General features: G+C 34.0%; 12 protein-coding genes. 4 read left to right on the top strand and 8 right to left on the bottom strand.

Annotation, left to right across the window (positions count from 1 at the left end):
- Nucleotides 1-424 precede the first annotated feature (424 nt).
- The 7 genes from Q1B37_RS00145 to Q1B37_RS00115 all read right to left on the bottom strand — a co-directional run bounded on the left by Q1B37_RS00145 (nucleotide 425) and on the right by Q1B37_RS00115 (nucleotide 9,520).
- The gene (locus Q1B37_RS00145; RefSeq protein WP_299894085.1) at nucleotides 425-1,081 is read right to left on the bottom strand and encodes a 3-oxoacid CoA-transferase subunit B; all 657 of its coding nucleotides are present in this window, start codon (nucleotides 1,079-1,081) and stop codon (nucleotides 425-427) included.
- Between the two features lie 5 nt (nucleotides 1,082-1,086).
- Complete coding sequence (locus tag Q1B37_RS00140; RefSeq protein ID WP_299894083.1) at nucleotides 1,087-1,785, bottom strand: CoA transferase subunit A; 699 nt, start codon at nucleotides 1,783-1,785, stop codon at nucleotides 1,087-1,089.
- Between the two features lie 102 nt (nucleotides 1,786-1,887).
- Nucleotides 1,888-4,215 (bottom strand): transglycosylase domain-containing protein, encoded by a 2,328-nt coding sequence (locus Q1B37_RS00135; protein ID WP_299894079.1) that lies wholly within the window; start codon nucleotides 4,213-4,215, stop codon nucleotides 1,888-1,890.
- Between the two features lie 18 nt (nucleotides 4,216-4,233).
- On the bottom strand, nucleotides 4,234-6,564 hold the full coding sequence (locus tag Q1B37_RS00130; protein ID WP_299894075.1) for a transglycosylase domain-containing protein: 2,331 nt from the start codon (nucleotides 6,562-6,564) through the stop codon (nucleotides 4,234-4,236).
- Nucleotides 6,565-6,566: 2 nt separating this feature from the next.
- Entirely contained in the window at nucleotides 6,567-7,061 is a 495-nt protein-coding gene (locus Q1B37_RS00125) for a gliding motility lipoprotein GldH (RefSeq protein WP_299894072.1), read from the bottom strand.
- Nucleotides 7,048-8,343 carry a regulatory iron-sulfur-containing complex subunit RicT gene (ricT, locus tag Q1B37_RS00120; RefSeq protein ID WP_299894070.1) on the bottom strand — a complete coding sequence of 432 codons (1,296 nt, stop codon included), beginning with the start codon at nucleotides 8,341-8,343 and terminating at the stop codon, nucleotides 7,048-7,050. The genes Q1B37_RS00125 and ricT overlap by 14 nt, the downstream gene beginning before the upstream one ends.
- A gap of 145 nt (nucleotides 8,344-8,488) precedes the next feature.
- Nucleotides 8,489-9,520, bottom strand: coding sequence for a rhodanese-related sulfurtransferase (locus tag Q1B37_RS00115; protein ID WP_299610771.1), 1,032 nt, complete (start codon nucleotides 9,518-9,520; stop codon nucleotides 8,489-8,491).
- Nucleotides 9,521-10,015: 495 nt separating this feature from the next.
- Between Q1B37_RS00115 and recA the strand changes: the two genes are divergently transcribed.
- The 4 genes from recA to Q1B37_RS00095 all read left to right on the top strand — a co-directional run bounded on the left by recA (nucleotide 10,016) and on the right by Q1B37_RS00095 (nucleotide 13,852).
- Complete coding sequence (recA, locus tag Q1B37_RS00110) at nucleotides 10,016-11,029, top strand: recombinase RecA (protein ID WP_299894068.1); 1,014 nt, start codon at nucleotides 10,016-10,018, stop codon at nucleotides 11,027-11,029.
- A gap of 197 nt (nucleotides 11,030-11,226) precedes the next feature.
- Nucleotides 11,227-11,649, top strand: coding sequence for a hypothetical protein (locus Q1B37_RS00105; RefSeq protein ID WP_299894066.1), 423 nt, complete (start codon nucleotides 11,227-11,229; stop codon nucleotides 11,647-11,649).
- Between the two features lie 38 nt (nucleotides 11,650-11,687).
- Nucleotides 11,688-12,233, top strand: coding sequence for an RNA polymerase sigma factor (locus Q1B37_RS00100; RefSeq protein ID WP_299610763.1), 546 nt, complete (start codon nucleotides 11,688-11,690; stop codon nucleotides 12,231-12,233).
- A gap of 2 nt (nucleotides 12,234-12,235) precedes the next feature.
- Entirely contained in the window at nucleotides 12,236-13,852 is a 1,617-nt protein-coding gene (locus tag Q1B37_RS00095) for a hypothetical protein (protein WP_299894063.1), read from the top strand.
- A 135-nt stretch (nucleotides 13,853-13,987) separates the two neighbouring features.
- On the opposite strand, the gene Q1B37_RS00090 is transcribed toward Q1B37_RS00095, so the two are convergent.
- Complete coding sequence (locus Q1B37_RS00090) at nucleotides 13,988-14,725, bottom strand: 1-acyl-sn-glycerol-3-phosphate acyltransferase (protein ID WP_299894060.1); 738 nt, start codon at nucleotides 14,723-14,725, stop codon at nucleotides 13,988-13,990.
- Between the last annotated feature and the right edge of the window lie 25 nt (nucleotides 14,726-14,750).

Raw genomic sequence — 14,750 nt, 5'->3', positions numbered from 1 at the left:
TTGCTAAATACATACAGTTAGAAATCAATTCGATTGTAGGTTTAACTGATTTCTGAATACGATTTAAACGCTTTTTCATAATAGGGCAATGTGTGAGGGTTAAAAATTTAATTAATTTTTAAAAGAGAACATTTAACTGTACTACTTTCAAGGGATTGCTAATATCCAAAATTAATTTGAAAATTACGTTTAAATACAATTAAAATCGACAAAAAACACAAAATTTTAACATTTAATAACATTTAACGCCTATTTACAAGTTAAAGCAAAGGTTTAGGTAAGGTAAAAACATATTTATTAAGTAAGTTTTATCTTACAAATATTGATTTTTTGTAAGTCTATTTTTACAAAAAAATCTAATCTCATTTATTATTCGTTCTCCTTATTTAGAAAAGTGTTCATTTTCATATAGAATTCGATTTGATTAATCCAAAACCATTTCTGGCACATTTCCTTCAATTATTAGCTTTCCTTCTGTAGCTTTTTCAATTTCTTCTACACTTACTCCTGGAGCTCTTTCTAACAATTTAAAACCATCTTCAGTTATACTTAATACCGCTAAATTAGTAACTACTTTTTTCACACATTTCACTCCTGTTAAAGGCAAAGAACATTTAGATAGTAATTTAGAAGCACCTGCTCTATTTGTATGCATCATGGCCACGATAATATTTTCTGCACTAGCCACCAAATCCATTGCACCACCCATTCCTTTCACCATCATACCAGGAATTTTCCAGTTTGCAATATCTCCATTCTCTGCGACTTCCATTGCTCCCAAAATAGTTAGATCTACATGTTGACCACGAATCATATTAAAACTTGTAGCAGAATCGAAAAAAGAAGCTCCTGGCATTGTTGTAATTGTCTGTTTTCCTGCATTAATGATATCTGCATCTTCTTCTCCTTCGTAAGGAAAAGGTCCCATACCTAATACTCCATTCTCACTTTGAAACTCCACTGCGATCCCATCTGGTATATAATTGGCTACTAACGTTGGAATTCCAATTCCTAAATTCACAAAATAACCGTCTTCCAGTTCCTTTGCTATACGTTTAGCTATTCCGTTTTTATCTAACATATGATTTATCTTTTTCGTACTGTTCTTTGTTCTATTCTTTTTTCATAGTTCTTGCCTTCAAAAATTCTTTGTACAAAAATTCCCGGGATATGAATATGATCAGGATCTAGTGTTCCTGCAGGAACTATTTCTTCTACTTCGGCAACTGTTATTTTTGCCGCTCCACACATACAAGGATTAAAGTTTCTTGCTGTTCCTTTGAAAATCAGATTACCGGCCTCATCACCTTTCCAGGCTTTTACAAAGGCAAAATCAGCTTTAAAAGCTTCTTCTAGTATGTACATTTTGCCATTAAACTCTCTTGTCTCCTTCCCTTCCGCTACTTCAGTTCCATATCCTGCAGGTGTATAAAATGCCGGAAATCCGCCTTGCGCAGCTCTACATCTTTCTGCTAATGTTCCCTGAGGAATCAACTCTACATCCAATTCTCCGCTCAACATCTGTCTTTCAAATTCATCATTTTCTCCTACATAAGAAGAGACCATTTTCTTTATTTGCTTTTGCTGTAGTAGCAGTCCTAATCCAAAATCATCCACACCTGCGTTATTGGAGATACAAGTTAACCCTTTGATATTTTTTCGAACCAATTCTGCAATCGCGTTTTCTGGTATTCCACAAAGTCCAAAACCACCTAACATAAAAGTCATATCATCTTTGACTCCTTCGGTAGCTTCCTGAACTCCGTTAACTATTTTACGAATCATATTATTCTATTTTTAGCGGATTAAATGTACCAAAAAAAAACAGTACTAAAACGTTTGAAAACTTATAGTTTTGGAAATATTTAAGAGATAGACAAATACGTTCTAAAAGCGCAGCTCGTCTTCGTATTTAACCTCTTTTTTATAAATATCGCAATCTAATTCCACAGAAAGATTTTGTGGTTTTTTAAATTCTGACTTAGATATATTTAAGACTGGATCTTCATAACATTTTCTCATGTAAAGCGCCCAAATTGGCAATGCCATGGTAGCTCCATTTCCGTAGGCAATCGATTCGAAATGGGTAGAACGATTATCACCACCTACCCAGACTCCTGTACATAAATTTGGTACGATGCCCATAAACCATCCATCACTTTGATTCTGGGTAGTTCCTGTTTTACCCGCTATAGGATTCTCAAATTTGTAAGGATGTCCTGTTACCAGCTTCTTATAAATGTATGAATTAGAAGCTTCAGTTCGTAATCGTTTCCCTGAACCTGTTTCTGTGACTCCTTGCATTAAATTGAGCGTTAGATAAGCAGATTCTTTATTTATAACATCTTTTTTGTTAGGAACATTCTCATACAATAAAGCTCCATTTTTATCTCTTATATGAGAAATAATATAAGGCTCACTATAGATTCCTTCATTTGCAAAAACGCTATAAGCTCCTACCATTTCCGAAAGTTTTATAGCCTCTGTCCCCAGAACAATAGAGGCAACGGTATCTAAAGGGGTGGTAATTCCCAGCTTTTTTGCAAGATTAATTACAGGTGCAGGTCCGATTCTATCAATTAATCTAGCCGAAACTGTATTAATCGATCCTGCCAAACCTTCTTTTAGTGTAACAGAGCCCGCATAATTATTATCAGGATTTGTTGGAGTCCAATCCTCTCCAGAAACACCATGTTTACCCACTGGTATCGTTACTTTGGCTCTTGGTATTCTGTAACAAGGAGCGTAATTCAACTGATCTATTGCAGTAGCATATACCAAAGGCTTAAATGTAGAACCTACTTGTCTCGCTCCTTGATTTACATGATCATATTTGAAATATCTATTATTAATTCCACCTACCCAAGCTTTAACTTCTCCGGTTTGGGGATCCATTGACATCAATCCTGTATGTAAAAACCGTTTGTAGTAAAGGATAGAATCTCTAGGCGTCATGATCGTATCGATAGTTCCTTTCCAGGAAAACACTCTCATTTTGGTTGGCTTATCAAACGAAGCAATAATCTCTTCTTCACTTGCACCTTGCTTTTTCATTATTGTTCTTCTCGAAGAACTTTTAATAGCTCTATTTACGATATCTTTTATTTGCCCAGAAGAAATACCTCGAAAAGGTGAAGTTCTATTAGTTTTTTCTTGCTTATTAAACTCCTTTTGAAGATTCGTCATATGTTCTTTAACAGCCTCTTCTGCGTACCTTTGCATTCGAGAATCTAACGTAACATAAATCTTTAGTCCATCTTTAAAAATATTATGGAATTCCGTAACACCTTCATCATTTACACCCTTAGGATGTTCTTTAATCCAAGTCTGAACCTCTTTCTTAACCACATTTCTAAAATAGGTAGCACTTCCTTCTGAATATCCTTCAGGAGTATATTGCAATTGAATAGGTAACTTCTTAAGGCTATCTTTTTCTTTAAATTGTAGATATCCATATTTTACCATTTGTGCCAGAACCGTATTTCTCCTGTTCAGAGCACGCTCTGGCTTCGTAATAGGATTATAATAGGTAGCGCTTTTTAACATTCCTATAAGCACTGCAGCTTCTTCTATTGTTAGATCCTTGGGTTTCTTATTAAAATAAATTCTGGATGCCGATCCTATACCTATTGCCTGTCTTGCAAAATCATATTTGTTCAGATACATTGCTATGATCTCATTCTTTGTATACTGCCTTTCGAGACGTGCAGCAATAACCCACTCCCTAATTTTTTGAGTGTACTTATCAATATTTTTTGATCTAAGACCTATAAAAAGTAATCTTGCTAGCTGTTGCGTAATGGTACTAGCTCCACCTTTTTTTCCTAATGATGTAAATGCTCGTAATGTACCTCTGGCATCTACTCCAGAATGCTCATAAAAACGTGCGTCTTCAGTAGCAATGAGAGCATCTACCAAATGCTGTGGTAAATCATCATATACAATAGGAGTTCTGTTTTCATTTGGTTGAAAAATTGTTCCCAACTGCACACCATCTGAAGAAATAATTTGTGCTGCCAAATCTGTCCTAGGATTTTCTAAATCTTCAAAAGTTGGCATTTTTCCGAGAACACCCCAACTCGCCAAAAGAAACAACAAAATCCCGATGCCAATCAAAGAAACAAAGCCGATCCAAAAACACTTGATATATAGCCTCTGATCCAGATTCACAAATCCTTCTTGTTCTTTTATGCTCGTATCCTTGTTCTCCATCATGGATAACAGAAATTTATTTTAAAGACCGAATTCGTCTTCTACCGGATCTTCAACCTTAATCCTTTTCTTAAACTCTTTGCAATCAACCTCAATGGTTAAGTTTTCAGGTTTACTAAAAGCTGATTTAGATACCTTTAATGATTTATCTGCGTAACATTTTCTCATATACAATGCCCAGATTGGTAAAGCCATAGTCGCTCCCTGACCATATCTGGTAGAATTAAAATGTGTAGCACGATCATCTCCACCAACCCATACACCGGTACATAAATTTGGTACAATTCCCATAAACCATCCATCACTTTGATTCTGTGTAGTTCCTGTTTTACCAGCAATAGGATTCGTAAATTGATACGGATAACCTGTTACCACATTTTTATAATCGTATCTATTAGAAGGTCCCGATCTAAGACGAGCTCCGGATCCTGATTGTGTAACTCCTTCTAATAAATTTAGGGTAACATAAGCAGCCTCTTTACTAATAACATCACGTGTTTCCGGTTCGAATTGATATAATGTTGTACCATTCTTATCTTCAATACTGGTGATCATTACAGGTTTATTATAAATACCTTCATTAGCAAAAGTACTGTAGGCGCCTACCATCTCTGATAGTTTGAGATCTACAGATCCTAAGGCAATCGATGCTACTTCAATAATTTCTGATTCAACGCCTGATTTTTTTGCTAATCTCACAATTGGTTCTGGTCCAATACGGTCCATTAAACGTGCAGATATGGTATTTACCGATTTTGCCAATGCTTCTTTAAGACTTAAATATCCCGTATAATCCGCGTCACTGTTTTTTGGTGTCCAATCCTCCATTACTCCATGAGATCCAGCTGGTATTGTAATCTGTGACATTGGTAATGTATCACAAGGTGATAATTTTAATTGATCAATTGCTGTAGCATACACAAAGGGCTTAAATGTCGATCCTACCTGACGTGCTCCTTGATACACATGATCATATTGAAAATGTTTAATATCTACTCCTCCAACCCAAGCCTTAACTTGTCCTGTCTGTGGTTCCATAGACATCATTCCTGATCTTAAAAAACTCTTGTAATATAAAATAGAATCCCTAGGAGTCATAATAGTGTCTATATACCCTTTCCAGGAAAATACTTTCATCTCCGTTTTAATATCAAATGATTTCAGAATCTCCTCTTCGCTTTTATTTTGAGACAACATCTTTTTTCTTCTCGCAGAACTCCTAATAGCTCGTTTGATAATACCATCAACTTCTTGCTTTGTAAGATCTCTAAACGGTGCTGTTTTATTTTTCTCTTCCTGCTTGTCAAATTCTTTCTGAAGATTTGACATATGTTCCTGCACCGCCTCTTCTGCATATTTTTGCATGCGAGAGTCGATAGTTACATTAATCCTTAAACCGTCTCTATAAATATTATAAAACTGTGTGTTTCCATCTTCATCTTCTCCTTTCGGGTTTTTCTTTACCCAATTTCCCATCCAACTTCTTACATATTCTCTAAAGTAAGTTGCTATTCCATCCGAATGCCCTTCTGGTGCATAATCTAGTGTCAAAGGCAACTGCTGTAAGCTATCTTTTTCCTTTTCTGTGATGTATTCATATTTTGCCATTTGTGACAACACTACATCTCTTCTGTTTTTAACTAATTCTGGACGTCTAAGCGGATTGAACAAAGAAGAATTTTTTAACATCCCTACCAATACAGCAGCCTCTTCCTGCTTTAACTCTTTAGGAGTTTTATTAAAATAAATTCGACAAGCAGAACTAATTCCAATGGCCTGATTAAGGAAATCATATTTATTAAGATACATTGCCATAATCTCGTCCTTAGTGTACTGTCTTTCCAGTCGAGCTGCAATTACCCATTCTTTGATTTTTTGGGTATATCGTTGCCAACCTCGAGATCTTGTACCTGTAAACAAAAGTTTAGCTAACTGCTGTGTAATCGTACTAGCTCCACCTCTACTTCCCAAAAATGTGACAGCTCTTAACGTACCTCTAGCATCTATGCCAGAATGATCATAGTAACGCACATCTTCTGTAGCGACTAAAGCTTCTACCAACTTCGGAGATAAATCTTCAAAACTCACTGGAGTTCTGTTTTCCTTGAAAAAAGTTCCTATTTGTTTTCCATCGGAAGAAATAATCTGAGTAGCTAAATCATTCTGAGGGTTCTCTAATTCATCAAAACCTGGCATTTCACCAAAATAACCCCAACTTGCAAAAAGAAATATCAGAATTACTAGGCCAATTCCTGAAGCAAAAGTGATCCAAAACCACTTAATATATTTTAAAACACTGATTTCTTTTGATGCCGACTTTTTCCTAGTCGATTTAGGTGTTGCTTTTGCCATTATTATTTAGGATTTTGTGCAAATTCTATTCTAAAACCAATATCTGTAATTCCTTCGAGTTCATTTATACCGAATGTCTCTCCATTCTTCCTCATAGCATGCTGAAGCGTAACTTTATACACCCCATTTTCTGTAAAACTAACGTTCTCCTTATACCACAGCTTATTCTCTTTTACATCAGAAAAACCTACACCTAACCATTCTCCATTTGGTTTTGCCATTTCATATTCTAATGTATCTGTAACGATCTTACCATTTGGAAATTCCATTTCACTAATCAAGAAAAGATTACTGAACTTATAATCATTATTGTTTCTTACATTAATGAATAAGTTATAGTTTTCTATAGAGTCTAATTCTGGTAAATTAAAAGTAACTTTTTCTTGTTTTTCCCAAGAACTGGAAACTGTTTTATATTCATCAAAAACCCTTGCATCATCACATGAATACAAGCAAACGCATAAAAAAAGTAGTATAATAAGTCTAAGATTTATCATTATTTTTTCGTTGCTGTGGTTTTCGTTTTTTATTACGTTGACTATTCTTTTTCCTATTAGAATTTTTAGTATTGGTATTGGAAGGATTCTCTTTAGTTTTTTGCGGGTTTTGCTTTTTAGCAGTAGTATCCGCAGTAACCTTTTTCTTATTTCTATTCCTATTCTTATTTCTTCTTCTTTTACTTCTTTTAGGTTGATCAAATCTTGTTAAACTATCTTGTCCTACAACGTTTTCAAAATCTACTTTAGTATCTTCTAATAGTTCAGAAGCAAATTCCTCTAGACCAAGTACTTTTTCATTTTTCTTATTAGCCTCTATAATTTCGTTTGCATGATCCGCAGATATTTTATGCCAATTCATCCATTCTCCTTCATAGGCATACCATAAGTATCCTTTGAAAATATCTATTTTCTGGCAAACAGCTGTACCCTTTTCCGTTTTCAATTTTACTTCGGTCTTCGGAAACTCCTTCAGCGCATCTATATAAGCATCCAATTCATAATTCAAACAACACTTTAATTTCCCACACTGGCCTGCTAACTTTTGAGGATTTAAAGATAGTTGCTGATATCTTGCCGCGCTGGTATTCACTGACCTAAAATCTGTAAGCCACGTAGAACAGCATAATTCGCGTCCACAAGATCCAATTCCTCCTAAACGAGCTGCTTCCTGACGAAAACCAATTTGTCTCATTTCTATCCTAGTACTGAATTCTTGTGCAAACTCTTTAATAAGCTGTCTAAAATCTACTCGTTCCTCTGCAGTATAATAAAAAGTACATTTGGATCCATCTCCCTGAAATTCTATATCAGAGATTTTCATTTGCAAATTTAAGCGAATGGCAATTTCTCTAGATCTTACCTGAATCTGTTTCTCACGATCCCTAGCTTTTTGCCAGATATCAATATCCTTTTGCGATGCTTTTCTGTAAATCTTTCTTACATCATCGCTATCGATATCTACCTTTTTCTTCTTCATTTGAATACGTACCAATTCGCCTGTAAGTGATACAATCCCTACATCATGACCAGGAGAAGCTTCTGTAGCTACAATATCTCCTATACTTAACGATAAATTTTCTGTATTTTTAAAGAAGCTTTTTCTTCCGTTTTTAAAACGAACTTCTACACAATGAAAAGGAGCTACACCACTTGGAAGCGACATATTCGCTAACCAATCAAAAACGGTTAACTTATTACAACCATCTGTGCCACAAGTACCATTATTCTTACATCCTTTTGGCTGTCCGTCTTTCCCGGAGGAACAACTACTACACCCCATATACTTTTATATATTGTAACTTGCTCGCAAAATATGCGACAAATATGATTCTTACTCAGGTCGGATGTTCCTCATCCAACATTCACTTAATCGATAAAGATACTATGATTTCTTTTAAATCCATAGCATCTAAATCATTTTAGCATTACTGCTTAAATTTTAATACCTCAGAACGTCCTTTTTTGAATATCTTATTGCTGTTCCCTTTTCCTTTACGAAGTGCTTTTTGCTCTTCATACGGCAAACTGTTAATGTCTTTGCATTCAACAGAACAACAATTATCCATTTTTGCCGCACATTCTGGACATTGAATAAACAACAAATGACATGCCTCGTTAGCACAGTTTACATGGGTGTCACAAGGTTTTCCACACTGATGGCAATTAGATATGATATCGTTTGATATTCTTTCGGACCTTCTATGATCAAAAACAAAGTTTTTTCCCAAATATTTGTTTTCAAGTCCTTTTTCTTCCACTTGCCTGGCATATTCTATAATACCACCTTCTAACTGAAATACTTTTTTAAAACCTTTATGCTTATAATATGCACTTGCTTTTTCACATCGGATTCCTCCTGTACAATACATCACCAGGTTTTTATCTTCTTTGTGCTCTTTTAAGTCTTCTTCTATAATATCTAATGAATCTCGAAATGTATCAACATCTGGAGTGATAGCTCCTTTAAAATGTCCTATTTCACTTTCATAATGATTACGCATATCCACCAAAATAGTATCGGGATCTTCTATTAATTGGTTGAATTTTTCAGCATCCACGTGTACTCCTTTATTGGTAACATCGAACGTATCATCGTTTAATCCATCCGCGACAATTTTCTTACGAACTTTTACCTTCAACTTTAAAAAAGATTTTACATCTTGCTCTCTTGCAATGTTTAATCTTACATTTTCTAAAAATGTAATGCTATCCAGATGTTCTTTAAAAGCATTAAAGTTAGGTGCAGGAACCGATAATTGACCATTGATTCCTTCATTGGCCACATAAATTCGACCAAGTACATCTAATTCATTCCAATTAATAAATAAGTGATTTCTGAAAATTTCGGTGTTACCGATGTGTGCGTATTTATAAAAAGAAAGCGTAAGACGATCCGTACCTGCCTCATCAATAAGGGCTGCTCTCTCTTTTGCACTTAATTTATTGTACAGTTGCATGCTATACTAATTTTTAAGTTAGAGAAATAATTTAATTTTTTGCAAAAGTACAAATCCTGCTATAATATCCAAGAGTATGATTGTCTCCATAAAAAAATGCCTTGAAAACCACTTCAAGGCATTTTTTGGCTAATTCGTTATTTGAATAATTATTTCATCTAAACGATTAAAATCAAATAAAGAAGCTAGCCACCTTCTACTATACAACTACTAATTTTCGTAGTCATATGTCCATAAAGGTTATGTCTTACGACTCTTTTAAGAAACTTCATCTACATCTTCTTTACGCACAATTGTTCTAGTATTGCTTTTTAGGTAGATGCCGTTATATAAAAAAGGTTGCGTCCATCATTAAAAAAAAATTAAGCAGCATAAAACGGGTTAAAGAACCAGATCATTGTTAATAAATTAGTTGCCTAAGTTGAATATTTGAAAGTATTATGCAAAAAACTTGTAGTATTTTAGCAAAAATCAATTACAAAAGAGAGTCAGCGCATGAGTACTGAAAAAGAAAAAGATGCAAAATTAAAAGCGTTAAAACTAACTTTAGACAAGCTAGATAAAGCTTATGGTAAGGGAACTGTAATGAAAATGGGCGATGATGCAGTTCAGGAAGTAGAAGTTATTCCTACGGGATCTCTAGGTTTGGATTTAGCACTTGGAGTTGGAGGATATCCTAAAGGAAGAGTTATAGAAATTTTTGGGCCAGAATCTTCTGGTAAAACCACTTTGACATTACATGCAATAGCGCAAGCGCAAAAAAATGGCGGAATTGCTGCTTTTATAGATGCAGAGCATGCCTTTGATAGATTCTATGCAGAAAAATTAGGAGTAGATATTGACAACCTTATTATTTCACAGCCTGATCATGGTGAGCAAGCGTTAGAAATTGCTGACAATCTGATCAGATCAGGAGCAATTGATATTATCGTAATTGACTCCGTTGCAGCCTTAACTCCAAAGAGTGAAATCGAAGGAGAAATGGGTGATTCTAAAATGGGACTTCATGCTCGATTAATGTCTCAAGCACTACGAAAATTAACCAGTTCTATTAGTAAAACTAATTGTACAGTAATATTTATTAATCAGTTGCGTGAGAAGATTGGAGTTATGTTTGGTAACCCAGAAACCACTACTGGAGGTAATGCACTTAAATTTTATGCATCTGTGCGCTTAGACATCAGAAGATCGACACAGATTAAAAACAGCAATAGCGAAGTGCAAGGAAATAAAACTCGTGTTAAAGTTGTAAAAAACAAAGTGGCGCCACCATTCAGAACTGCTGAGTTTGATATTATGTATGGAACAGGAATTTCTAAAACTGGCGAGATCATTGATATCGGAGTTGATTATGAAATCGTAAAGAAGAGCGGATCTTGGTTTAGCTATCAGGACACAAAACTTGGGCAGGGAAGAGATTCAGTAAAATCATTACTTAATGATAATCCTGAGCTTATGGAAGAATTAGAGGAGAGGATAAAAGAAGCTATCAAAATTGTTAGTGAATAAACAATTTTCAAATTCTATACGAAAATCCCGAGAACTCGGGATTTTTTTTTGTCAAAACACCAAAACAAAAGCAAATTTTTTTGCTGAAATATTAAATAAGTAAAATCTACTATTTTTTTATACTTTAAACGCAACCTTCGTACTAACTCATCATCTATTAGATAGAATTTGGTATGTATAACCCCAAAGTTAGCAGTATGAAAAGGATTAAAATAATAGCACTAATCATTGTAACAGCTTGTTTATCTAGCTGTTTAACAGATGATGATTTGGGCATTAACTTCTCTTATGAGTTAGTACCCATAGAGCAAGTGGATATTCCGGATCAATTTACAAGAGGAGAAACCTATGAAATAACTGTTTCGTATTTTAGACCTTCTGATTGTCATTCATTTAGTGGTTTTGATTATGACAGATTATCTAATGAACGTACGGTTTCGGTAGTAAATGTTGTTGTAAATGATCGTGAATGTGAAGATCTATCACAAAGTGATCTCATCGATGCATCTATTAATTTTATTGTAGGTTCAGAAGATTCTTATGTTTTTAGATTTTGGCAAGGAAGAGATGATCAAGGAGAGAATCAATTTTTAATCAGGGAAGTCCCTGTTGTAGATTAATATTTCGTTTAAACTTTTTAACTCAAACAAAATTGTTCGTGAGTTTAGAGCAACTCATAAAAAAGTGTAAAAAACAAGATGCTAAGGCACAAGAGCAACTGTATAAATTATACGGTAGCAAATTATTTTCAATATGTTTAAAATATTCGAATAATTACTCTAGTGCTGAAGATACCTTGCAAGACGCTTTTATTACAATTTTTGATAAGATAGGACAATATAACGGAAAAGGCTCTTTTGAAGGATGGGTTAAACGAATAACCATAAACACTGCTTTACAAAAATATCGAAAACAAAAAGTATTCGAAATTATTGGAGAAGAGCAGATTGAAGATGTAGAGGTAGAAATAGATGAAGACAATGTTTCTTTAGACTATTTATTAGAGATCATCCAACAATTACCTGATAGATATAGATTGGTATTTAATCTATATGTTTTAGATGGTTATTCTCATAAAGAGATAGCCAAAATGCTAGAGATCTCTGTAGGAACATCTAAGTCTAATTTAGCGAGAGCAAGAAATATTTTAAAAGAAAAAATAGAAAGTAATCAAGAACATCGTGTTCAATCAATTGAAGGATGAAGATGGATGATAAAAAAAATATAGACAGATTATTTCAGGAGAAATTCAAAGATTTTGAAGTTACTCCTAATGATGCGGTCTGGGAAAAAATAAAAGCCCGTAAAAATGATGATCGCAAACGTATATTAATAATACCTTTTTGGTACAGAATTGCTGGAGTAGCTGCTTTAGTTGCGGTTATTTTATCAGTAGGTTCTTTTTTATTACCTGACACGGCTAATAAAAATAATGTAATTGTTACCAATGATAATGTTCAGGATGAAAATGTAATTACACCTAAAAACCCTAGTATCGAGTTAAATAAACCTAAAGAAGGTGTCGTAAATCAGGAAGCTAGTTTTACAGATGGTGAAGAAGAGAATATGAGCACGAATAATGAGGCTCTTACAGATACTTCTATATCCGATTCTAACAAAACACAGCCATTTACTGATAATATAAACCCTTCTAATCATACTGCTAATAAACACAATACATCAATTACATCTGTAACTGAAGAAAAACAAGACACGAATAATCTAAATCGTAACGATATAAGAAATAACACTACTATCCAAGAAGAAAAATTTACATCTGATATTGCTACTGTATCTAAAAGCACAAATTCTAAAATAGAAAAGCAAAACCTAACAACTACTTCTAACAAGAATGAACTACAGAAAATAGCAACGCAAGAAAGTACAACCGTTGATGGTAAAAAGCAGTCAATTATTGATAATGATTCTAATTTTGTAGATCCTACCATTATTGACAATAATATTAAAGAAGCTATTGCTAGTGATACTGGAGAGTCAAAAGAAATTGAAAATCCAGATAATACTGGTAAAAAATCAATCTTTGATGCTATTAAAGAAAAGGAAAACAAAGAAAAAGTTGTTGCCACTGCGGATCCTGAAAAAGAAAAAAGATGGAATATTGCTCCTAATGTAGCACCAGTTTATTATGATTCTTTTGGCGGTTCTTCAATAGATCCGCAATTCTCGGATAATACAAAACAAGGAGAAGTTAATCTTAGTTACGGAATACAAGTTGCGTATGCTATCAATAAAAGATTAATTGTAAGATCTGGTGTAAGTAAAGTAGATGTAGGGTATAACACCGAAGATGTAGGTTTTGGAATTGCTGCATTAGGAAGAGATGCCAACGGAGCTGGCAATACACAAAGCATTGTAGTATCGGATTATCGTAATGGTTCTGTTTCCCTTGCACCTCCACCTGGAGATGTTAACAGTGAAATTCTGGTTACTTCACAAAATCCTGGACTGCTTAATCACAGTATAGGATATATTGAAGTTCCTTTAGAACTGAAATATGCCCTTACAGATTCTAAAATGGGTATTCATATGATAGGAGGAGTAAGCACTTTATTTTTAGAAAGTGATGAAGTTTCTGTGATTGCCGGAAGTTTTAGAAATGATAATGTATCAAGAGAGCAGACCGTAAATGATGTTAGCTTTAGTGGTAATATTGGCATAGGGTTTGATTATAAATTATCAGATCAATTTAAGATCAATATGGAGCCTATCTTTAAATATCAGTTTAATGGTTTTAGAGATAACGCTCAAAATTTTAGGCCTTATTATTTTGGTGTATATACCGGAGTAAGTTTTAGGTTTTAGTATCATGAAAAAGAAAGAATACCTAAAAATGTGTTAGGTAAATTTAGTTGGTTAGGTTAAATTATTGCTCTAGGGAAGCAATGATGACAAAGCTGTTTCTGGGGAGGAACAGCTTTTGTTTTTAAACAATATATTCTATAAGGAATTTGAACTTAGTTTATTCAAAATAACAGTTCTCGTTTTACTCTTAAGTTCTTTTTTATGATCTTGAGTAAAATCTTTGGTAGGAATTTCATTATGTACAAAAGCTCTCATCAAACCTGGACTTCCACTAAAAAAAGTATAAGAAAATCGTTTCTTGTTATCCAGAAAAGTTAACGGAAGAATAGGGATTTGATGATCGATCGCAAGTCTAAACGCTCCGTCTTTAAACTCATCCAACATAACCGATTCATCATCTGGCACTCCTCCTTCTGGAAAAATACAAATACTGGTACCACCTTTTAATCTTTCTTGAGCTCTATCAAAAACCTCTTTTCTACTCTTTTGGCTACTTCGATCTACCAAAATACACGTTCTTTTATAGAAAAAACCAAATATTGGAATTTTTGCCAATTCCTTTTTTCCAACAAAAACGAAAGGATTCTTTATACAATATAACATCAACATAATGTCGGCCATAGAGGTATGGTTAGCAACAAACATATAACTTCTATTTCGATCGACTTCTCCCTCCTGTTTCACTTTTGGAACAAAACCACTACCATACAATACTATCTTTGCCCAAAAACGAGCTACTACAAAGAATTTAGCATACCATTCTTCTCTAGAAGTCAATATCAGCAACACTGGAAATAATATAATAATAGGAACTCCCATCATTATATAAAACCAAATACGCCAAAGAAGTATTAATATATACCTTAGGATCATAATTTCAAAAATACATAATTGGTTT

The organism is uncultured Aquimarina sp., assembly GCF_947492965.1.
In the GTDB taxonomy this organism is placed as follows: domain Bacteria; phylum Bacteroidota; class Bacteroidia; order Flavobacteriales; family Flavobacteriaceae; genus Aquimarina.
Note: the sequence above shows the minus strand (reverse complement) of the source record. Positions and strands in the feature narration are given on the sequence as shown.